The organism is Cystobacter fuscus (genome assembly GCF_002305875.1).
Classification (GTDB): Bacteria; Myxococcota; Myxococcia; order Myxococcales; family Myxococcaceae; genus Cystobacter; species Cystobacter fuscus_A.
Genome location: NZ_CP022098.1, coordinates 7,587,430 through 7,606,843 on the forward strand (window position 1 = coordinate 7,587,430; position 19,414 = coordinate 7,606,843).

Here is a 19,414-nt window from a genome sequence, read left to right on the forward strand (position 1 = left end):
CTCAGGGAGTACCCGAGGAGCCCACGGCGCTCTTCTCCGAGGCGCTGCCCTTGATGATCTGGATGATCTCGCGGCGCTTCTGCTCGAGCACGCGGGTGCGCTCGCCCGACAGGAGCGTGGTGATGGTGGCGCGGCCGCGCTCCTCGATCATGTCCACGTCCTCCTCGTTGCGCAGCGACAGCGTGAGGTTGCCGAGCTCCGCGGCCAGGGTGAGGATCTCCGCCTCCTCGGGGATGACCATCAGCGTGATGTTGTTGTACTCGCGCTGGGACTCGGGGATGAGGTTCACGTTCGTGGTGCCCGTCACCTTGCCGGTGGCCAGGACGATCACGTTCTGCAGGAGCGTCACCGCCACGCTCTCGTCCGTCTGCGGATCGCGGAAGGTGCCGATCACGTCCACGTGATCATTGGGACGCACCCAGCCACCCACCGACGTGGTGACGCGCGAGTCGATGGTGACGGCGCGCACCTTCTTCTGCACCTTGGTGGACAGGCGCTCGGCGGCCTTGGTCGTCTCGAACTGGCTCCACAGCAGCGGGTCACCCGTCTGCAGCGCCACGAGCACCTTCTGGCCCACCACGTAGTTGGCCGAGTCCGGCTTGACCACCGAGGAGGTGACGAACTGCTCGGGCACCTGCCGCTGGCTGATCATCTCGAAGGTGATGACAGTCCCCTCGGGCAGATCCTGCGTGGCCACGACCACCGGCACCAGGTTCCAGCCCCGGCGTACGTCCGCCTCCTTCTTCTTGATGGCGGACCACGCGATGATTCCAGCCAGCAGGCCGAGGCCCAGCGCGATGATCAGAGGAGTCTTACCCTTCAACATGTCTTGAGGACCTCCAAAAGCGGGGGGTCGCCCGTGCAGGGCGGGAATGCGGCGGTGCGGGAGCTGTTCTGCAAAGCGGGGGCCCGGGGCACCAGCGGGCGGGGATGTTATCCAGTAGTCATGGAAGGTGTCAAAGACGCGAGAGTGCGGTTGCCTGCCTGGCCTACCCACCGCGTCGACCGTCCCGGATACCTGACACGTTGCTTCGCCGGTGGACTCCCCTCTGGCGGCCACCTGACCGATACACGCCCTGGCATGAATGTCGCTAGATGGCGGCATTCATGAGTCAACACTCCCCCCCGTCCCGGGAATCCGGGCAAGCGGCGGTCGAATCGGCACTGGTGCTGCCGCTGATGGTCTTCCTGGGCCTGGGCCTCATCCAGCTGACGATGATGCAGCAGGCGAAGTTGATGACCGAGTACGCGGCGTACTGCGCGGCGCGCACGGGAATCGTGTGGAACGGCAACAACGAGCGCATGCACGACGCGGCCATCATCGCGCTCTTGCCCACCATGGGCCGCACGGACACCCTGCTCCACCTGGGCAAGACGTGGGCGCTGGCGCAGCTCTACGACGAGGCGCTGCAGCTGCTGGCCTGGCCGAACAAGAAGCAGAGCGATGATCCGAAGGCGGGCTCGACGAAGACCTCGAGCGTGCCGGCCTCGGTGAACGGCTCCAACCTGTTCGGCCAGGTGCGCGTCGACACGGTGAATCCCTCCTGGTACTCGCCCATCAAGAGCGTGTGGAAGCTGCGCTCGGGCGCGGGCTGGAAGGAGCTGGACTTCGACGGGCCGGACACCTACCCGCAGGTGCCGTCGCTGGAGTCGAAGATCGCCAAGTTCTTCAACCTGGCCCTGCCGGACAACGACGAGGAGGTCTACCGCAAGGCCACGGTGCTGAGCATCCGGGTGCGCTACTGGTACGAGCTGCGCGTGCCCTTCGCCAACTGGATCATCTTCACGTCCTGGTGGGCGGCCAACGCGGGGGTGACCCTGGGCGGCGCCATCTACAAGCCCACGACCGACTCGGGCGCGCGCATCACCAGCAAGAAGGGCGGCATGAGCGAGGTGGGCGCGGTGCCCGTCAAGGGACTGGAGCACCAGCGCGGCTACAACTCGCTCTACCAGCCGGAGATGACCGTGCTCTGGATGCTGGCCACCGGCAGCATCCCGCTGCTCTCGAAGTACGTGGGCAAGCGCTACTTCATCCCGCTGACGGCCACCTACAGCATGCGGATGCAATCGAACTTCTACTACAAGTGGCTGATGCACCTGGAACCGGAGTGGGGACTGTAGAGCCATGGTGACCCGTGCACTACGACGCGGCATGAAGCGGCAGGAGGGCCAGGCCCTCGTGCTCGCCTGTCTGTTGATGCTCATCCTGAGCATCGCGCTCATCACGACGGTGAACATCGGCCATGGGGTGCACGAGCGCATCCGCCTGCAGAACACGGCGGACGCGGCGGCCTACTCCACGGCGGCGATGGAGGCGCGCGCGTTCAACTTCTACGCGTTCACCAACCGCACCCAGGTGTCGCACTACGTGTCGGCGATGATGTGGCAGTCGCTCGACTCGTTCCTGTTCTCCATCCAGGCGTTCCTGACGGACATCTTCGGGTTCATGCGCACCGTCGGCCCGTGTTTCCCCTCGGACTCACGCAGCAGTTACTGGATCATCGTCTGCGCCGTGCTCGACCGGATCCCCTACGTCAACATCGTCATGAAGGCGCTGGACATCGTCTACAAGGCGGTCCGGCTGATCCTCGACGTCATGAAGAAGGTCTTCCCGGCCATCGATCGCGCCATTGGAAGGATCGTGGTGCCCGGGCACCGGATGCTCAACGGGGTGATGGCCGGTGCGTCCACGGCGGTGATGATGTCCACGTCCACCTACGTGATGGGCACCTCCAACAAGATCATCGCCGCGAACGATCCCAACGTGGACTCGCTCATCCCGCAGACGCTCGCGGGGCTCATCAATCAGTGCCTCTACAACCGCACCCACTACAAGCAGGCCAACGGCACGCCGTTTTCTCCGGTCAACCCCTTCAAGGAACTGGACCCCACGGTGCGGGACGAGTCCAGCAAGGTCGCCCGCGCCAAGCGGGTGATGGCGGGAATCACCAACGCCACGCGCTTCCCCTGTGACGCGAAGACGAGTCTGTGCCCGGAGACGTTGGTCACCAAGCGCACCCTGGGTGCGCTGCTGCCCATCCCCGACTGGCTCAAGCCCCTGGAGACCTTCCTCGACAACATTCCCAAGTGGGGCCAGACGCGCTTTCTCACCTACAAGCTGGGCTACGGCACGGACGAGAACGAAACGGGGGCCAAGTCCAAGAAGCGCAACAAGATCCGCGAGATGAACGATCTGCCCAACTCCCCCATGGGCATGATCGCCCAGGGAGACATCCTCGCCTCGGACGACCCGTACTACATCAAGCTCGGGCCGAGCCGGCTCGGCATTGTCAACAACCCCTTCAGCTGCCCCAAGGAGCGCAGCTCGAAGGACAAGCGGACGTGGCGCGACTGCTGGGGAGATCCGCGCGAGGACAAGGACAGCACGCTCAAGACGAGCATCTGGGCCTTGAGCAAGCACGAGCGCAAGGGCGGCGCGCACTGGCGGGTGGTGTTCCCCGGCCAGGCCTCCGACGAGGATGACGAGAAGGTGGGGCTCTACGAGAACAAGCCCTGTCTGTTGGATACGCCGATCAAGTGCTTGTTCAAGATGTCCGTGTTCGTGGCCAACACCCGGATCGATCCGGATGACAAGGACCACGCCTGGGAAGGCCTGATGCCCTTCCCGCACTTCGAGCCCGGCGACTACGCGAAGGACTGCGGAGGGGGCTTCGGCTCCGACCCCAGCACCACGCAGATGGCCCAGCGCAAGCATGACTTCAACCAGCCGTCGACGTGGGTGCTGCTCAACAAGAGCTCGGACGAGCTGCACAACTCCAAGGCGGACCAGACCGGCGCCACCTACAACAAGCCGGGCCTGCTCAACGACAGCGGCAAGCTCACCTTCTCCATGGGCTCGTCGTCCACGACGCTGGAGCTGGACAACGATCGCAAGAAGCTGGAGATCGCCGGCTTCCAGGTCTCCTCGGGCATGAGCGTCATCTCGCGCGGGCAGACGTACTACCACCGGCCCGGCAACTGGACCGAGCAGCCCAACTTCTTCAACCCCTACTGGAGACCGCGCCTGGCGGCCGTCTGGCAGGGCCGGGAGTCGCTGCCGCTCATCAACAAGCTCACCAACGCGCTGCCCGAGTCCGTGCGCGACACGCCCGCGAAGATCATCACCCACTGAGAACCGTCATGCTCCGCTCACGCGCACACAAGAAGACCATCCGGCGCGGCGCCGCCATCGTGGAGTTCGCGCTCGTGGTGCCCCTGCTGGTGTCCATCCTCATGTTCAGCATGTTCCTGAGCGACATCGTCCGGGCCAAGCTCAAGATGCAGGAGGCCAGCCGCTACACGGCGTGGGAGATGAGCAGCTACACGCTGAGCGACTACGGCAGCGCGGATCACGACAAGGCCTTCGAGACCGCCCAGAAGGCGGCGGTGGACGAGGCGACCGAGCGCTACAAGGACCTGGACTCGCTCGAGCCGGACGGCAAGTTCGGCTTCATGCTGAGCGCGGATCCGGTGCAGGTGAAGGTGGAGAACCAGACCGTGGCGGGCATCGACCTGAGCCGGGTCTTCGAGGGAAACGGAGGCGTGGGCGACGAGGCCAGCAACGCGGTGGGCAAGACGCTCAACTTCTTCCTCGACCACTTCAAGATGAACACCAAGGGGCAGGTGCAGGTGGAGATCACCAGCAAGCTCGCCAGCCTCGGGCTGCCCCGCAACTACCTGCAGCAGGAGCAGAAGGGCTTCTTCGACGTGGACAACTGGGGCGGCAAGGACCTGAGCAACCTGCCGGTGAAGAACCGCTACACCCTCATCGCCACCGGGTGGCAGCTGCCCGACGGAGCCAACGCCGTCATGGCCCCCAAGCGGGCGGGCGTGCACAGCGGAGGAAGCCAGCACGGCATGGCCGCGCAGGTGGACCGGATGACGTTCCTGGGTATAGGAAACTACGCGGACAAGGTGGGGTTGGACTCGCTCGGCTCGATCGCCAACTTCGTGTTCCCCGACTTCTTCGGACCGTTCGTGGTCGCCCACAACTATGAGCCCGCGGCCGAGGGGAACGAATGCAACAAGCCGGGGCACGGCGCCTCGGTGGGACTCAACAACCTCAACAAGTATCCCGGTCTGGACGACGACGCCCAGCGCTGCTTCGACACCGCCCCGTTCCGCGACACCCAGAAGTACGACGACTCGCTCTACCGCAAGGTGTTCATGGCCCGGGGCAACAGCTTCATGGGCTGCAAGAACGAACAGGCGGACATGCCCAACACGCCCCAACCCGATTCCAGCGTCCAGAAGGACAAGAACAAGAAGAAGGTGTCGTGCGAGTAAGCTCCCTCCCCCTCCTGGCGTTGCTCCTCTGGGCCCCCGTGTCGCGGGCCGAGCAGGAGCTCGCGGTCTATCCTGGCACCGTGCACACGCGGATCGGCAATGATCTGCTCATCGACGGCCAGTACCACCGCATGGCCTACTTCACCACCAAGGACTCCCTGGAGAAGGTGGCGAAGTACTTCCAGGGCTACTGGCGCAAGCAGGGCTACCCCGTCGTCGTGGAGGGGGACTTGAAGAACGAGGCCGTGGTGTCGGCCTTCTATACCCGCGAGGGGCTCCAGCGGGCCGTGGTGCTGCGGGCCGAGCGGGACAGGACGGTGGGCTTCACCGTGCTCAAGGATCTCTGGCTGTACGAGAAGCCGCCGGACGCGGGCAAGGGCCGCTTCATCCAGATCGAGGGCTCGCTCTTCAGCGCGGACGTGGGCTCGAGGGACGAGGCCGGGAGCACCCAGCACCGCACCCAGGTGGTGGAGCGGGGACTGGACGAGGTACGGCAGGAGATCGTCTCCAAGATGAGCGCCACGGGCTACAAGCCGGTGCGCGAGTCCGGAGGCAAGCTGGATGGCCAGCGCAACATCGTGCTCGAGTTCACGCGTGGGGCCGAGCAGGCGATCACCACGCTGGTGGAGCTGGCGCCCTCGCAGGTGGCCGTGTCGCAGAGCTGGGTGGGAACGGACCGTCCGGACGGCATGCCCAACGCGGACGCCGTGCGCCAGGCGCGCGAGGCGCACGCGCGCGAAGTCCAGCAGCGCCGGGAGAAGAAGCCATGAGCGCGCTGCTGTGTGCCGTGTCGGTGGCGCTGGTGGCGGCGGCCCCGCAGCAGCTGTCGCGCGAGAGCCGGATGCTCTTCGAGACCGCCCCCGCCCGGCTGGAGGCCCGCGTCGGGGAGTGGGTGACGTACCAGATGGATGGCGCGCCCCAGCAGGGCTTCATGCGCCTGGCCGTCGTCGGCGAGGAGAAGGACGCGAAAGGGCGGGACGCGGTGTGGGTGGAGATGGAGTTCGGCAGGCACTCGGAGCTCAAGGCGCCGCTGGCGCAGTACCTCATGTTGGTGACGCGTGACGTGGGGCTGCGCTCGGAGGGCGTGACGCGGTTGTTCGTCAGCCAGGGCTACGAGAAGCTGCAGGAGCTGGAGCAGGACGCCGTGGCCCACTTCATGGGGACGCCCAAACCGGAAGCGCCCCCGGCGCCCCTTCCCGCGTCCACCGAGCAGATCTCCGCGGGTCCGGACACGAGCGTGACCCGGGGCAAGCCCGCGCGGGTGATGACGCTCGCGGGGACGGTGCAGGCCGAGCCGATGGAGGTCCGCTACCGTCAGCTCGTCATCAAGCGCTACTGGATCAGCCGGGAAGTGCCCATCCTGCGGCTGGCGAAGATCGAGTTTCCCCCCATCCAGTACACGATGGAGGTGCGCGACTACGGCGTGGATGCCCGGCCTCGCATGGTGCGCCCCTCCCCGAACGACAAGAAGATGATCCTGGGGACCGAGGAGCAGCTACCCTCGCGCTTCAAGTTCCAGCCTCCCGCCGAGACGGATTCAGAGTCGAAGGACAACCGCCCATGAAGACGCCCACGCCGCCTCAAACGCTCCGCCGCCGCGCCCGTCGTGGCCAGGCCATGGTGGAGTACTCCTTCATCAACTGGGTGCTGGTGTTCGGCCTCATCGTCCTGATGAGCGTCGACCTGGGCAACGGGAAGGAGAAGATGAACGTCATCGACGCCTTCCTGCGCGCGTACCAGATTTATTACGACTCGTTCTACTTCGTGCTCAACCTGCCGTTCCCGTGAAGCCCACCCCGTCCCGCGCCGCCTCCGCCTCACCGCCCGCTCTCCGGGTCATCCACGGCATCGTCTTCGGCGGACTGACCGCCATCTGTGTCGTGGCCGGCATGGCGGAGTTCGAGCACCTGTGGCGCACCCAGCAGCAGCCCTTCCACGCCGGGCCGCCACCGCGTCCGGCGCTGGTGCTGGCCGTGCTCGCCACCGTGCTCGGCATGGGCGTCATCCTGGTGCAGAGCCTGCGCGGGCGCAGCGCGCGGCTCCTGTGGTCGCTGTTCGTCCTCGCGGGCCTGGTGTTCACCCTCTGGGACTCCCATGAGGGTCCCGTGCCGGGGCGCAGCCCGCCCTCGGCCAACCTGAAGATCCTCCAGGTGGCCCGAGCGCTCCATGGCCGCATGGTGGAAGCACTGCAGACCCGCGGTGCCCTCCCCGAGGATACGGAGAGCTGGCAGCAGGCGCTCGAGCAGGTGGCCCAGGGTCAGCCCACGCCCGTGCGCACGCGCTCGTTCGCGTCCCTGCCCTTTCACATCCAGAAGGTGGACTCGCTCGAGGCCCTGCCCGCGGAGGCTCCGCCGGGCACGGTGTTCCTCTATCTCGTGGAGGGCGGCGTGGCCTACGAGCTCCAGGCCGTGGGCCTGTCTCCCGAGGGAAGCCCGTGGCGGCTCCAGGCGCCGAACGGAGAGCCCGTGGTCTTCCGGGGAGCCTACAATCCGGACCTCGCTCCGGCCTCCGGAGAGGGCGCGTCCGTGCCGCCGTGAGACGGCGGCATCCCGCGTCGGCGGGGCGAGGTCAGCGCTTCTCGACCTCGCCGCCGGCCTCGGGCTCGGCCACCCGAAGCTGCTCCTCCAGGACGCGAAGGGCCGACCGGGCCTCACTGGAGTTGGGTGCCGTCGCCATGACCCGCTTGCAGACCTCGATGGCGTTGCGGCGCCGACCCAGCGTGGATTCCGCGTCGCACAACCGGGAGAGCACCGTCAGGGCTTGGGAGCCCTGGACTCCAGCGGCCAGGGCCGCGCGCAGGAAGACGATTTCCTGGGAACGATCTCCCGAACGGAGGGCCAGGTCGGCTTGCCGAACCAGCTCCGCGGGAGACGGAGAAGCGCGCGAGGCCGCCCGCCCACCAGGAGCCGAGATGCCCTCGGCCGCCTCTCTTTCCTCGGAATCCACTCCCGCCGTGGATGGCTCCGGCCGCGGCGAAGCGCTCGCCACCCGGGGCGGCGGACTCGCGGGGGCGGCGGGCGGCGGGGGTGACCCGGCGAACGCGCGTCCCACCGAATCCTTCTGGAGACTGTCGCTGTCCGCCGGAGGCGGAGGAGCCGAGGCCTCCGCCGATGAAATCCCCTGAAGGCTCTCTGCTCGCTGATCGAAGAGGGAGTCGTCGGAGTCCATCGCGCGCTTCTTTTTCGGGGCGCTCCCGCCCATGCCGGCCTGCGCACTGCCTTTCCCCCCCACGGCCCAGCCTCGCGCCGCGGGTAACGGCTTCGACTTGGCCATTTGGTCGCGAGATGAAGCGTAGGAGGATTTGTCGGCGCGCTGGGGAGTCGCGAGGGGCGCGGCCTCCGCGAGGAGCGGCGATTGCGCGGGGACAGCGGCTGGGGCTGGGGCTGGAGCCTGGGCCACTTCGGCCTTGGCACGAGAGGGGGGCTCCATCGCGGTGCTCTTCTGCGCGGGGCCCTTGCTCTGGAGCGAGGGGCTCAGGTCCACGTCGCGGTTCACCTGGAGGACCACGAGCCCGAAGACGCTCACGGCCGCCATGCTCAACGCGGGAGCCATCAGGCGACGCCACCAGCGAGGGGCGGGTTCCGCGCCCGCCGCGGCCCGGCGAGCCGACTGCTGCGCGTACGCGAGCAGGGAGTCCAGTCCCGCCTCTGGCGCGGCCTCCTGGGGCAGGCGGGCCATGGAGCGGCGCACACCGCGAATGCCCCGGAGGGTCTCCGCGCACCGCGAGCAGCCCTGGAGGTGCTGCTCCACGGCATGCGCCTCGGTCAGCGGCAGCTCGTCATAGGCGAAGTCCAGCAGCCGATCCTCGTGCGCGTGGGCATTCTGGGTCTTCATCCCGCCACCGTCCTTCCATCCTCTGCCAGATCGCCATCCACGCCGAGCTCGGCCAGCCGCCGGCGCAGGCCCTCCAAGGCATAGCGCATGCGGCTCTTCACCGTGTTCTCCGACACGCCCGTCACCTCGGCGATGTCCTTGAAGGGAATGCCGCTGTACTCGCGCAACACGAAGACCTCACGTTGCTCCTCGGGCAGACCGGCCAGGGCGCGCGCCAGCAAGGGCCTCACCCGGGCGTTGTAGGCGCCGCGCTCGGGGCTCGCGCCCTCGTCGGGAAGGGCCTCGCCCAACGGACGGCTGTCCTCTCCCTCGGAGCCCGCCATGGGCGACTCCAGCGAGGCCGTCTGCCGATAGCTCTCTTTGCGCGCGCTGTCCACGCAGAGGTTCCTCGCGATCGTGTACAGCCAGGTGGTGAACTTCGCCTTCGTTTCGTAGTCCGGTGCGCCGCGCACCACCTTCAACCACGTCTCTTGAAGGACGTCTTCCGCGCGGGCGCGATGGCCCGTGAAGCGGAAGATGAAGTTGAACACCGGGGTCCGGTGCCTGCGCACCAGGACCTCGAACGCACGGGGGTCTCCCGCCCGGAAGGCGAGCATCAACCGTTCGTCTGAGAGCTCCGGTTCCAACACTCCCCCAAGCCCGGGGCCCCGCGCCCCGCCTCATCCCATCCGCCCGCTTCAACGGACGAGGAAGGATTCAGGTCTACGGTCTTCAGCGGGCCCCGTAAGTGGGCAGAATGACAGGGAGTGCCTCCGCTGTCACCCGTCAGGGGCCCGGATTGGATTTCCGGGAGGTGGCCAGCAGCACGGGCACGGCGACGCCCGCCACCAGGGCCGCCTGCCACAGGAGCACCGCGGGCAGGGGTCGCTGGAGGTGGATGAACAGCGAGCGGCCGAGGGCCATGCCCAGCAGCACTCCGGTGAGCGTGCGCACGGCGTTGGAGCCTCCGGTGGGACGGAAGCGGCCCACGGCCCAGTCCACGAGCGCGGGCAGGGTGAGGCCCAGCACCACCGGCACGTCCCAGGACCAGGTCAGCGGGGCACGCAGCTTGAACAGCCCCACCAGCACGGCCAGCAGGACCGGGTAGGTGCCCAGGCAGCGGGCACACACCCGTAGGCCCCCGAGCACGTAGGTGCGGTTGTACTCCTCGGGATGATGGTGACTGAGCCAGAACACCCTACCCTCCCTCGTGGCTGGGGGAAGCGCCCGGGGCAGAGGCCGGACGCTCGCGCGCGTCATTCTCCACCAGGAAGCACGCGGCGGTATGCCCCCGCTCCAGCGAGTAGAGGGGCGGCGTTTCCCGCCGGCAGCGATCCATGGCGAAGGGACAGCGCGGATGGAAGGCGCACCCGGGAGGGGGCGCGAGCGGAGACGGGACATCGCCCTGGAGCAGGATGCGCTCCCGACGATGCTCGGGATCCGGCACCGGCACCGCCGACAGCAGGGCCTGGGTGTAGGGGTGGCGGGGCGTGCGGTAGAGGTCCGCCGCGTCCGCCAGCTCCACGATGCGGCCCAGGTACATCACCGCCACGCGCGTGGAGACGTACTCGACGATCTTCAGGTCGTGCGCGATGAAGACGTAGGTGAGCCCCAGCTCGCGCTGGAGCTCCACGAGCAGGTTGACGATCTGCGCCTGGATGGAGACGTCGAGCGCGCTGATGGGCTCGTCGGCGACGACCAGGTCCGGCCGCAGGGCGATGGCCCGGGCGATGCCGATGCGCTGGCGCTGGCCTCCCGAGAACTCGTGCGGGTAGCGCTCCAGGGCCTCGCGCGGCAGGCCCATCATGTCCAGGAGCCCCGCCACCTTCGCCTCGCGCGCGGCGCCCCGCTCGAGCCCGTGGATGGCGAAGGGCTCGCCGAGCAACTCCCGCACGGACATGCGCGGGTTGAGCGAGGCATAGGGATCCTGGAAGACGAGCTGCATGCGCCGCCGCAAGGGGCGCAGCTCGCGCTGGGACAGGCCCGTCAGCTCCCGACCCTCGAAGCGGATGGAGCCCGCCGTGGGCCCCACGAGCCGCAAGAGGGTGCGCCCGAGGGTGCTCTTGCCGCAACCGCTCTCGCCCACCAGCCCGAGCGTCTCGCCGCGCCGCACGTCGAAGCTCACGCCGTCCACCGCCTTCACGATGCCACGCGCGCGCCCCCACGGCCCGCCCCGCACCGGGAAGTGGGTCTTCACGTCCCGTACCTGGAGGAGGGGCTCGGTCATGGCGCGGGCACCGGGTTGTGACATGCGGCCTCCTGGCCCTCGCGCTTCTCCTCCAAGGGGGGCTCCACCCGCGCGCAGAGGTCCAGGGCGCGCTCGCACCGGTCGCGGAAGCGGCAGCCCCCGGGCAGCCGGTGCAGGCCCGGCACCATGCCGGGAATCGTCTTCAACCGTGGACGCGCTCCCGGCGGCCCCTCCACCGTCTGGAGCGCCGGAATGGAGCGCAGCAGGCCCGCGGTGTACGGATGCGCCGGCCGCCGGAAGAGCGCCTTCACCGGGGCGCGCTCCACCACGCGGCCCGCGTACATCACCACCACCGTGTCACAGTGCCCCGCCACCACGCCCAGGTCGTGGGTGATGAGCATCACCGCCATGCGGCGCTCGGTCTGCAGCCGCTTGAGCAGCTCGAGGATCTGCGCCTGGATGGTGACATCGAGCGCGGTGGTGGGCTCGTCCGCGATGAGCAGCTCCGGGCCGCTGGCGAGCGCCATGGCGATCATCACCCGCTGGCGCATGCCACCGGACAACTCGTGCGGGTAGCTGTCCACGCGCTGCTCGGGGGCGGGGATGCCCACCTGTCGCAACATATCCACGGCGAGGTCTCGCGCGGCGGAGCGCGACAGGCCCAGGTGCAGCCGCACGCCCTCGGCGATCTGCTCGCCCGCCGTGTAGACGGGGTTGAGGGACGTCATCGGCTCCTGGAAGACCATGGAGAGGTGGCGCCCTCGCTTGCGGCGCATCTTCTCCTCGGGGAGCGCGAGCAGATCCTCGCCCTGGAAGAGGATGCGCCCGCCCACCACCCGGCCAGGAGGCTCGGGCACCAGGCGCATCACCGAGAGCGCGGTGAGGCTCTTGCCGCAGCCACTCTCCCCCACCACCCCCAGGGTACCCCCGGGCGGAAGGGAGAAGGACACGTCATCCACGGCCAGCACGGGACCCGCGTCCAGCGACAGCTGGGTCTTCAATCCGCGGACGTCGAGAAGAGGTTCGGACATGGGATGCACGGGAGGGCCTGTGAACAGCCGGCCCGGGCCTTCACTTCCGGGACAACTCCTCCAGGAACTCCTCCTCGTGGATGAGGCGCTTGCGGATGAGCAGGCGGATGAGGCTGGCCACCATGCGCGCGGGCTTCACCTTCTCCGTGTGAAGCTGCGCCTCGGCACCATCCGCCATGCGCTCGAGCTCCTCGAGCACCTTCAGGTCTTCCTCGGAGATGTCGGGAAGCTCGGGCCGGGGCGGTGGCAGCGGCGTGCCCTTGGCGGCCCCACCGAAGACGACCACGGGCACGCCCTTCCTCGATTCCTGTCCGGGGGCCGCGTCGTCGGCCTCGCGCACGCTCCCACCGAGCAGCTCGTCGAGCACGTCCCCGTTCTCCTGGGGAGGCGGGGGCGGAGGCAGCAGGGTGTTCCGAGCCTTCGTGGCGGCGCGAGGGGTGATGAGGGTGATGTCCTCGTCATCGTCGGGCAAGGGAGGAGGCGGAGGCCTGGTCATCGCGGAGACAGGCGGCTCCCAATCCAGGAGGGACGCGTCGGCCCGGCCGCCGTGCTCCATCTCCAGCGGCTCGTCCTCGTCCTCCTCGAGCCCATCCACCACCCGGCCGCTCACCAGCTCCAACACCCGATCCAGATCGTCCTCGGCGGCCACGTGCACGCGGATGGGCTTGTTGAGCTGGAAGCTCAGCTCCTCCACGGGCCGCAGGTCCGAGGGATCATCCACCGCCACGTGCAGCCGCTCTCCGCGCCCCTCGCGCTCGAGCCGGAAGGGCACGAGGCGGTGCTCGATCTGGAACTCGAGCGGCACGAGCGCGCGCACCTCGGGGGGAATCTCCGGCAGCTCGACGAACGGGAGGTTCGCCTGCCGGGCGAGCGCCTTGGCCACCTCGGGCAGGGAGGCGAAACCCAGGGTGACGATGACCGAGCCCAACCGCACGCCGCGGGCCCGGGTGCGCTGCTGTTTACCGAGCGCCTTGCGGATCTGCTCCGGATTGATGACGCCGGATTCGAGGAGGAGCTCGCCAATCTTCTTGCGCATGAAGGACCGAGGGGGACGGCCTAACGCTTGACCTTCGCCAGGTACTCATCGCGGGTGAAGACGCCCTTTTCGATGAGCAGCTCCACCATGGCCTTGAGGGCCGCGACCTCCTTGCGCTGCACCTCCTCCACGCCGCGCAGCATCTCCACGGGGCTGGCGCCCGAGCGCACCGAGGGCGACTCGCGCGAGGCCATGGGCGGCATGGGGGCCGGAGCCGGAGCGGGCTGGACGGCGGGCGAGTCCTTCATGTTCCGCACGACGGTGCGGCCATGCGAGTCCACCACCTTGAAGTTGGTGTCCGCGTCCTCCAGCTCGCCCCCTTCCTCGTAGAAGCGCGCCATGGCGCGCGCGATGGCCGTACGGCCCGCCACGTTGGGGACGATCCGGCACTTGGTGATGGCGCGCAGCTCGTCCAACTGCCGCACGTTGAGCGGATCCGCGATGGCCACCACCAGCGTCTTGCCGTCGTCGCGCAGTTGCATGGGCAGCAGCGCGAAGTCCCGCGCCGTCTGGACCGGAACCCGGTTGAGCACGTGCTTGGGGACTTCCTTGAGTGCGTCCAGGTTCACCGCGGGGATGGCGAGCTGCTTGGAGAGCGCCCGGACGAGGATGTCCTCGGACACGAAGTTCATCCGCACCAGGATTTCTCCCAGCTTTCCGCCCCATTTCGCCTGCTCCGCGAGCGCCGCCTTGAGCTGGCTCTCCTGGAGCACGTTCGCCTTGATCAGCAGTTCGCCGAGCTTGATCTGTGCCATGTCACGGTCGTGGGGGCCCGAACGGACCCGCCGGTCGCCCCACTCTACCCCGAGATGCCGGGGGTTGCTCTTTTCTTGAGCTGCTCAGGAGCCCGGCGCGGCGGGCGGCAGGGCGACCGGAGGCAGGGCCTGTCCCCCCTCGTCCACCTCGACCACGGGAATGCCCTCGGGGGCGGAGAGATCGAAGAGGGTGAGGTCCGGGGCCTGGTTGAGCGTGACATCGGTGTAGCGCAGCCCCAGGGAGGTGTCCGCCGAGGCCGCCCGGAGTGTCACCTGGTGGGGGAAGACAGCGTCACCCTGGGGCTCGAAGCGGCCGTACTCCAGCGCGTAGGTGCTCACCCCCTGGACCTCGCTGCGCACCACCCGCAGGTGCCGGGGGTGGATGTGCAGCACCTGGGACACGTCGCCGCGCACCAGGGTGAGGACATAGAGCGCCTCCTTCTCGTCCACCCCGAGCGTCATGCGCTCCGCGGGGATGAAGGGCACCCGGCCGAGCATCACGGAGACCAGCTCCTCGCTCGGCAGGGCCAGGGGCAGGAAGCGCGACAGGTTCTGGGGGGTGGCGGGCCCCTGGTAGAACTTGTTCTCCTGGAATTGGAGCAGCCCGAAGCGCTGGCCGTCGGTGACGAGCACGGCGATGGGGCGGTTGAAGAAGTCGAACATCTCCACCCGGAGCAGGCCCGGCCGGGAGGCGGCCAGGAAGACCGACACGGTGCCGGTGCCCTGGGGGGACTCGACGCGCAGCTTGCCATCCCCCTGGAGGGTGGCCGTGACGTCCTGGGCCTCGCGGGTGAGGCGGAAGAGCTCCTCGGGCTGGGTGATGCGGCCCCGGGGCCCGAAATCCAGGCGCTTGGGACAGCCTGAACAAACGAGGGCCAGGAAGATTGCGACGGCAGCGCGGTTCATGGCTTAAGTCTCGCGCCCGGCGACCTCCCTGGCCACTCCCGTATGAGCCTTTCCGACATCCTCCACTACCTGCGCATCGGCGGCTTCACCCTCGCCTTCCTCCTGCTCGCCTCCACGGTGGCGCTGGTGGTGGCCATCGAGCGGCTCATCACCCTCTGGGGGGTGAGCGAGCGCTCCCGGCTGCTCGGGGACACCGTGCACAAGCACCTGTTGCGCGGAGACATCGCCGCGGCCCGCTCCGCCACCGAGCGCTCCAATGCCGCCGTGGCCGACATCTTCCTCGCGGGCTTCGATCGCTTCGAGCGCACGCGCGGCAGTTGTGAGGGAGTGGACTCGGCGGTGGAGCGTGAGCGCGCCCAGGTGGGCCTGCGCCTGCGCCGCAACCTGTGGCTGCTGGCCACCATCGGCTCGCTGACGCCGTTCGTGGGCCTGTTCGGCACGGTGGCCGGCATCATGAAGTCCTTCAAGGATCTGGGCCTGGACGTGGCGGCGGGAGGCACGGGCGGCACCGGCGCGGTGATGACGGGCATCTCCGAGGCGCTGGTGGCCACCGCGGTGGGCATCCTCGTGGCCGTGCAGGCCATGGCCTTCTACAACTACTTCCAGGCCCGGCTGTCGCGCGTGCTCGTGGAGCTGCGGCTGTTGGGAGAAGAGTTCGTCGAGCTGTTGCGCGAGCGTCCCCTGGGCGCTCCCGCCACCATCGCTCCCGCCGTCCCCGCGGCTGCCGCGGAAGCGCGTTCCCCCACGGACACCTGAGGTTCACGCACATGGCGATGGGCAAGATACCCGGCGACTCCGAGGGGGGTGACGAGGTCGGGTTCGCGGAGATCAACATCACCCCGCTGACCGACATCTTCCTCGTGCTGCTCATCATCTTCATGGTGACCAGCTCGGTCATCGTCCAGCAGGCGCCCAGCGGCGGAGCCCAGACGGGCCTCAAGGTGAACCTGCCCAAGGGCGGGGCCACGGACGTCACCGCGCGCTCCACGGACATGTCCGTGGCGATCCTCTCGGACGGGCGCTTCGTGCTCGGCGGCAACGTCGTCACCGAGGACGAGCTCAAGCGCGCCTTCACCGACGCCCAACAGAAGGATCCCGACACCATCGTCATCGTCCAGGCGGACGAGGGCGTGCCCCATGGCACGGTGGTGCAGGTGATGGAGCTGGCCAAGGGCGCGGGACTCGGACAGCTCGCCATCGGCGTGCGCGAGCCCCAATAAAGCAACCGCCCCCGCCCTCTTCCCGGAAGGAGGAGGAACGGGGGCGGCGGGCGTCACACCCGTCGGCTCGGGCTCAGATGGAGCCGAACGCCTGCGTGGAGATGTCCACCGAGGAGGTGTCCTCGAGGGCCATCATGCGCGCGGCCTGCTCCACGTTGGGCAGCACGTTGCGCGCGTACCACAGCGCGCTCCACTTCTTGCCGTCGTAGAAGGCCTTCTCGTCGCCCGTGGCCTTCTCGCCCACGCGCTCGGCGATGAGGGCCGCGTCCAGGAGCAGCCAGCCCACGGCCACTTCCGACATCATGTTGAGGAAGCGGTTGGCCGACAGCGGGATGAGCGTCATCTTCGCCGGATCCTGCGACCAGCCGAGGATCGCCATGGCGCTGGCCATCAGGCCTTCCTGCGCGGCGGCGAGCTGCTTGACGGCGTCGCCGTAGATCTTGTGCTCGCGGTGGGCCTCGATGAAGGAGCCCACGTCGGACATGAACTGCTGGAAGTGCGCGCCGCCGGCCTGGCCCATCTTGCGGCCCACCAGATCCATGGCCTGGATGTGGTTGGTGCCCTCGTAGATGGAGAAGATCTTCGAGTCACGCGTGTACTGCTCCACCGGGTAGTCCTGGCAGTAGCCCGCGCCGCCGAACACCTGGATGGCCTGGGCGCACAGCCGGAAGGACTGATCCGAGGCGTAGGACTTCACCAGCGGGGTGAGCAGCTCCACCTGGCCGCGGTGGTAGGCCGCCTGGGTGTCGTCCTTGCCCGCCAGCTGGTGCGCCTTGTCCGTGTGCATGGCCAGCTTGACGATGAGTGCGCGGGTGCCCTCCACGTGCGCCTTCATCTCCAGCAGCATGCGCCGCACGTCGGCGTGCTCGATGATGGCCGCGCGGGGCGCCGCCGGATCCTTCCACTTGTGCGCCGGGGCGCCCTGCTTGCGATCCTTCGCGTACTCGAGCGCGTTGAAGTAGGCCGTGCTCGCCAGCGCCAGGCCCTGGATGCCCACCGCGATGCGCGCGCCGTTCATCATCTTGAACATCTGGCTCATGCCGACGTTCTCGATGCCGCCCACGAGCTCGCCCACACAGCCATCGTTCTCGCCGAAGTTGAGCACACACGTGGCCGAGGCGCGGATGCCCATCTTGTGCTCGATGGAGCCCAGGGTGACGTCGTTGGAGCCCTGGAGCGAGCCGTCCGGCTTCACGCGGATCTTCGGCACGATGAAGAGCGAGAGGCCCTTGGTGCCGGGCACCGCGCCATCGATGCGCGCGAGCACCAGGTGGATGACGTTCTCGGCCAGGTCATGATCGCCGCCGGAGATGAAGATCTTCGTGCCGCGGATGTTGTAGGTGCCGTCCGCGTTCTTGCGCGCCGTGGACTTGGCCGCGCCCACGTCCGAGCCCGCCTGGGGCTCGGTCAGGCACATGGTGCCGCCCCAGGTGCCGTTGAGCATGCGCTCCACGTACAGCTTCTTCTGCTCGGGCGTGCCGCACTCGGCCACGAGCTCCGCGGCGCCGTAGGCCAGGCCCGGGTACATGTTGAAGGCCGAGTTGGCGCCCGAGAGGATCTCCTCGACGAGCACCGAGAGCATCATCGGGCCGCCCTGGCCGCCGTGATCGGGGCTCGCGGAGATGGACTTGAAGCCCTGCTCGTAGACGCCCTTCCACGCGTCCTTGAAGCCCTTGGGCGTGATGACCGAGCCGTTCTCCACCCGGCAGCCCTCACGGTCGCCCGAGGCGTTCAGGGGCCCGAGCACGTCCTTGGCGAAGCGGTACGTCTGCTCGAGCACCGCCTTGGCCTCATCCGGGCCCCAGGCGTCAAACGGCGCTTGTCCGGCGACCTGGCCGAAGCCGAACTGCTCGAACAGCGTGAAGTAGAGTTCCCGAAGGTCGATCTTGTAGGTGTTGATGCCGGCGGACATACGCGCTTCCCCATGAGTGGGGGGCTCACGGCCGGAAAAAGGCACGTGGCCCCAAGTGGGATGAGGGGAAGGTTACGTCGATTGATTCTAGAGTCAACCCGGAATGACGCCTCGCGTTGGGTGGGACATTACCCACCATCCCGCGGGGCGGCTGACAGGCGGGAAAGAGCCTATTTCTTGGCCTTCTTGGAGGCGTCCGGGGCGGTGGCCGTCTTGGCGGCGGGCTTGGAGCCCGTCGTCTTCTTGCCTGACAGGCTCGCCCCCTCCTCCTCGGTGCCCTCGGGGGCGGCGGTGCCGGCGTTCTGCAGGAGGCTCTCGCGCGGCACGTCCACGACGATGGGGGACTGGCCCGAGCGCTGCCGGTTCTCGTCCTCGAGGGAGTAGAAGAGCTGGATGCTGGAGTGGCCCTTCATCACCAGCTCACCGCGCTGGTTCTCCGCCCACAGCTCCACCTCGACGAAGTAGCGGCCGCCCTCGCCGTAGCGGTCGCTCACCCGGCCCTTGCAGACCACGGTGTCGCCCGGCCACACCATCTTGATGAAGCGCACGTGGTAGCGCCGCAGCTGGCCGCCGCGGGCCCAGTCGCTGATGAGCTGGCCGAGCATGCCCATGACGAGCATGCCGGGGGCGTAGACGGACGGCATGCCCACGCTCTTGGCGTACACCTCGTCCACGTGCACGGGGTTGAAGTCGCCCGAGGCGCCGGCGTAGCGCGCCAGCTGCACGCGATCGATGGGGGCCTTGGCGAGCGCGGGCAGCTCGTCACCCACGCGAATGCCTTCGAAGTAGAGCTTGCGCGCGGGCATCACGGATTCTCCTTGGCGGCGCGGACGATGAGGGTGCGGCGGGCACGGAACACCAGGTTGCCCTCCTCGTCGCGGCCCTCGTCCTCGATGACGGCGACGTCCATCTTGCCCGCGGGCCCCGTGCGCTCGAGCACCTCGGCCACGCGCGTGGCGACGAAGATGCGGTCGCCGGCGAAGATGGGCCGCTCGTACTCGAAGGACTGCTCGGCGTGCAGCAGGCTCTTGATGCCCACGCCGAGCAGCTCGCGCAGGTCCGCCGCCGAGCTGAAGGACGCGGGGAACGTGGGCGGAGCCACCACGGTGGGGTAGCCCGAGGCGCGCGCGTACTCCTCGTCGTAGTAGATGGGGTTGTAGTCACCGAGGGACTCGGCGAAGCGCCGGATGGCGCCCTTCTCCACCTCGTTCAGGAATGGCGGGGAAGCCCGGCCAATCGCATTCTTGTCCAGCATGTCCCTCTCCCT

The 19,414-nt window shown here is 68.3% G+C and carries 21 protein-coding genes; 9 read left to right on the forward strand and 12 right to left on the reverse strand.

The genetic code is table 11. The annotated features are described in order from the left end of the window. Nucleotide 1: 1 nt before the first annotated feature. The gene (gene cpaB / locus CYFUS_RS30580) at nucleotides 2-826 is read right to left on the reverse strand and encodes a Flp pilus assembly protein CpaB (protein ID WP_095988437.1); all 825 of its coding nucleotides are present in this window, start codon (nucleotides 824-826) and stop codon (nucleotides 2-4) included. Nucleotides 827-1,107: 281 nt separating this feature from the next. Here cpaB and CYFUS_RS30585 point away from each other — a divergent pair, with 281 nt between their 5' ends. From CYFUS_RS30585 to CYFUS_RS30615, 7 genes are read left to right on the forward strand one after another with little or no spacing between them, the layout of a single operon-like run. Beyond that, complete coding sequence (locus CYFUS_RS30585) at nucleotides 1,108-2,121, forward strand: TadE/TadG family type IV pilus assembly protein (RefSeq protein ID WP_232536907.1); 1,014 nt, start codon at nucleotides 1,108-1,110, stop codon at nucleotides 2,119-2,121. A gap of 31 nt (nucleotides 2,122-2,152) precedes the next feature. Next, nucleotides 2,153-4,132, forward strand: coding sequence for a pilus assembly protein TadG-related protein (locus CYFUS_RS30590; protein WP_232536908.1), 1,980 nt, complete (start codon nucleotides 2,153-2,155; stop codon nucleotides 4,130-4,132). 8 nt (nucleotides 4,133-4,140) lie between these two features. Beyond that, on the forward strand, nucleotides 4,141-5,286 hold the full coding sequence (locus tag CYFUS_RS30595) for a TadE/TadG family type IV pilus assembly protein (protein WP_095988440.1): 1,146 nt from the start codon (nucleotides 4,141-4,143) through the stop codon (nucleotides 5,284-5,286). Then, on the forward strand, nucleotides 5,277-6,056 hold the full coding sequence (locus CYFUS_RS30600) for a hypothetical protein (RefSeq protein WP_232536909.1): 780 nt from the start codon (nucleotides 5,277-5,279) through the stop codon (nucleotides 6,054-6,056). Before CYFUS_RS30595 ends, CYFUS_RS30600 begins: the two co-directional genes overlap by 10 nt. Continuing rightward, entirely contained in the window at nucleotides 6,053-6,850 is a 798-nt protein-coding gene (locus CYFUS_RS30605; RefSeq protein WP_095988442.1) for a hypothetical protein, read from the forward strand. The genes CYFUS_RS30600 and CYFUS_RS30605 overlap by 4 nt, the downstream gene beginning before the upstream one ends. Further along, the gene (locus tag CYFUS_RS30610; protein WP_095988443.1) at nucleotides 6,847-7,074 is read left to right on the forward strand and encodes a TadE/TadG family type IV pilus assembly protein; all 228 of its coding nucleotides are present in this window, start codon (nucleotides 6,847-6,849) and stop codon (nucleotides 7,072-7,074) included. Before CYFUS_RS30605 ends, CYFUS_RS30610 begins: the two co-directional genes overlap by 4 nt. Next, nucleotides 7,071-7,823 (forward strand): hypothetical protein, encoded by a 753-nt coding sequence (locus tag CYFUS_RS30615; RefSeq protein WP_095988444.1) that lies wholly within the window; start codon nucleotides 7,071-7,073, stop codon nucleotides 7,821-7,823. Before CYFUS_RS30610 ends, CYFUS_RS30615 begins: the two co-directional genes overlap by 4 nt. A gap of 31 nt (nucleotides 7,824-7,854) precedes the next feature. Here CYFUS_RS30615 and CYFUS_RS30620 read toward each other — a convergent pair whose 3' ends face one another. The 8 genes from CYFUS_RS30620 to CYFUS_RS30655 all read right to left on the reverse strand — a co-directional run bounded on the left by CYFUS_RS30620 (nucleotide 7,855) and on the right by CYFUS_RS30655 (nucleotide 15,015). Further along, on the reverse strand, nucleotides 7,855-9,120 hold the full coding sequence (locus tag CYFUS_RS30620; RefSeq protein ID WP_095988445.1) for an anti-sigma factor family protein: 1,266 nt from the start codon (nucleotides 9,118-9,120) through the stop codon (nucleotides 7,855-7,857). Next, nucleotides 9,117-9,749, reverse strand: a complete 633-nt coding sequence (locus tag CYFUS_RS30625; RefSeq protein ID WP_095988446.1) for an RNA polymerase sigma factor — start codon at nucleotides 9,747-9,749, stop codon at nucleotides 9,117-9,119. The genes CYFUS_RS30620 and CYFUS_RS30625 overlap by 4 nt, the downstream gene beginning before the upstream one ends. Nucleotides 9,750-9,885: 136 nt before the next feature. Further along, nucleotides 9,886-10,296 (reverse strand): DUF2085 domain-containing protein, encoded by a 411-nt coding sequence (locus tag CYFUS_RS30630; protein ID WP_095988447.1) that lies wholly within the window; start codon nucleotides 10,294-10,296, stop codon nucleotides 9,886-9,888. A gap of 1 nt (nucleotide 10,297) precedes the next feature. After that, complete coding sequence (locus CYFUS_RS30635) at nucleotides 10,298-11,350, reverse strand: ABC transporter ATP-binding protein (protein WP_198316183.1); 1,053 nt, start codon at nucleotides 11,348-11,350, stop codon at nucleotides 10,298-10,300. Next, nucleotides 11,323-12,318, reverse strand: coding sequence for an ABC transporter ATP-binding protein (locus CYFUS_RS30640; protein ID WP_095992330.1), 996 nt, complete (start codon nucleotides 12,316-12,318; stop codon nucleotides 11,323-11,325). The genes CYFUS_RS30635 and CYFUS_RS30640 overlap by 28 nt, the downstream gene beginning before the upstream one ends. A gap of 40 nt (nucleotides 12,319-12,358) precedes the next feature. Beyond that, nucleotides 12,359-13,354, reverse strand: a complete 996-nt coding sequence (locus CYFUS_RS30645; RefSeq protein ID WP_095988449.1) for a general secretion pathway protein GspE — start codon at nucleotides 13,352-13,354, stop codon at nucleotides 12,359-12,361. A gap of 20 nt (nucleotides 13,355-13,374) precedes the next feature. Then, nucleotides 13,375-14,109, reverse strand: coding sequence for a general secretion pathway protein GspE (locus tag CYFUS_RS30650; RefSeq protein WP_095988450.1), 735 nt, complete (start codon nucleotides 14,107-14,109; stop codon nucleotides 13,375-13,377). 84 nt (nucleotides 14,110-14,193) lie between these two features. Next, nucleotides 14,194-15,015, reverse strand: coding sequence for a DUF4292 domain-containing protein (locus CYFUS_RS30655; RefSeq protein ID WP_095988451.1), 822 nt, complete (start codon nucleotides 15,013-15,015; stop codon nucleotides 14,194-14,196). A 42-nt stretch (nucleotides 15,016-15,057) separates the two neighbouring features. On the opposite strand from CYFUS_RS30655, the gene CYFUS_RS30660 reads away from it, so the two are divergent. Both CYFUS_RS30660 and CYFUS_RS30665 read left to right on the forward strand, forming a co-directional pair. Beyond that, nucleotides 15,058-15,771 (forward strand): MotA/TolQ/ExbB proton channel family protein, encoded by a 714-nt coding sequence (locus CYFUS_RS30660; RefSeq protein ID WP_095988452.1) that lies wholly within the window; start codon nucleotides 15,058-15,060, stop codon nucleotides 15,769-15,771. An 11-nt stretch (nucleotides 15,772-15,782) separates the two neighbouring features. Beyond that, nucleotides 15,783-16,235, forward strand: coding sequence for an ExbD/TolR family protein (locus CYFUS_RS30665; RefSeq protein ID WP_095988453.1), 453 nt, complete (start codon nucleotides 15,783-15,785; stop codon nucleotides 16,233-16,235). 73 nt (nucleotides 16,236-16,308) lie between these two features. On the opposite strand, the gene CYFUS_RS30670 is transcribed toward CYFUS_RS30665, so the two are convergent. From CYFUS_RS30670 to CYFUS_RS30680, 3 genes are all read right to left on the reverse strand, one after another. After that, complete coding sequence (locus CYFUS_RS30670) at nucleotides 16,309-18,147, reverse strand: acyl-CoA dehydrogenase (RefSeq protein ID WP_095988454.1); 1,839 nt, start codon at nucleotides 18,145-18,147, stop codon at nucleotides 16,309-16,311. 170 nt (nucleotides 18,148-18,317) lie between these two features. Next, nucleotides 18,318-18,953, reverse strand: coding sequence for a MaoC family dehydratase (locus tag CYFUS_RS30675; protein ID WP_095988455.1), 636 nt, complete (start codon nucleotides 18,951-18,953; stop codon nucleotides 18,318-18,320). Further along, on the reverse strand, nucleotides 18,953-19,402 hold the full coding sequence (locus CYFUS_RS30680) for a MaoC family dehydratase N-terminal domain-containing protein (RefSeq protein ID WP_071899089.1): 450 nt from the start codon (nucleotides 19,400-19,402) through the stop codon (nucleotides 18,953-18,955). The genes CYFUS_RS30675 and CYFUS_RS30680 overlap by 1 nt, the downstream gene beginning before the upstream one ends. Nucleotides 19,403-19,414: the final 12 nt, after the last annotated feature.

Bases quoted from the DNA above. Each gene is read 5' to 3' on its own strand.
- cpaB (WP_095988437.1), bottom strand. From the start codon at position 826: ATGTTGAAGGGTAAGACTCCTCTGATCATCGCGCTGGGCCTCGGCCTG.
- CYFUS_RS30585 (WP_232536907.1), top strand. From the start codon at position 1,108: ATGAGTCAACACTCCCCCCCGTCCCGGGAATCCGGGCAAGCGGCGGTC.
- CYFUS_RS30590 (WP_232536908.1), top strand. From the start codon at position 2,153: ATGAAGCGGCAGGAGGGCCAGGCCCTCGTGCTCGCCTGTCTGTTGATG.
- CYFUS_RS30595 (WP_095988440.1), top strand. From the start codon at position 4,141: ATGCTCCGCTCACGCGCACACAAGAAGACCATCCGGCGCGGCGCCGCC.
- CYFUS_RS30605 (WP_095988442.1), top strand. From the start codon at position 6,053: ATGAGCGCGCTGCTGTGTGCCGTGTCGGTGGCGCTGGTGGCGGCGGCC.
- CYFUS_RS30610 (WP_095988443.1), top strand. From the start codon at position 6,847: ATGAAGACGCCCACGCCGCCTCAAACGCTCCGCCGCCGCGCCCGTCGT.
- CYFUS_RS30620 (WP_095988445.1), bottom strand. From the start codon at position 9,120: ATGAAGACCCAGAATGCCCACGCGCACGAGGATCGGCTGCTGGACTTC.
- CYFUS_RS30635 (WP_198316183.1), bottom strand. From the start codon at position 11,350: ATGTCACAACCCGGTGCCCGCGCCATGACCGAGCCCCTCCTCCAGGTA.
- CYFUS_RS30640 (WP_095992330.1), bottom strand. From the start codon at position 12,318: ATGTCCGAACCTCTTCTCGACGTCCGCGGATTGAAGACCCAGCTGTCG.
- CYFUS_RS30645 (WP_095988449.1), bottom strand. From the start codon at position 13,354: ATGCGCAAGAAGATTGGCGAGCTCCTCCTCGAATCCGGCGTCATCAAT.
- CYFUS_RS30650 (WP_095988450.1), bottom strand. From the start codon at position 14,109: ATGGCACAGATCAAGCTCGGCGAACTGCTGATCAAGGCGAACGTGCTC.
- CYFUS_RS30655 (WP_095988451.1), bottom strand. From the start codon at position 15,015: ATGAACCGCGCTGCCGTCGCAATCTTCCTGGCCCTCGTTTGTTCAGGC.
- CYFUS_RS30660 (WP_095988452.1), top strand. From the start codon at position 15,058: ATGAGCCTTTCCGACATCCTCCACTACCTGCGCATCGGCGGCTTCACC.
- CYFUS_RS30665 (WP_095988453.1), top strand. From the start codon at position 15,783: ATGGCGATGGGCAAGATACCCGGCGACTCCGAGGGGGGTGACGAGGTC.
- CYFUS_RS30670 (WP_095988454.1), bottom strand. From the start codon at position 18,147: ATGTCCGCCGGCATCAACACCTACAAGATCGACCTTCGGGAACTCTAC.
- CYFUS_RS30675 (WP_095988455.1), bottom strand. From the start codon at position 18,953: ATGCCCGCGCGCAAGCTCTACTTCGAAGGCATTCGCGTGGGTGACGAG.
- CYFUS_RS30680 (WP_071899089.1), bottom strand. From the start codon at position 19,402: ATGCTGGACAAGAATGCGATTGGCCGGGCTTCCCCGCCATTCCTGAAC.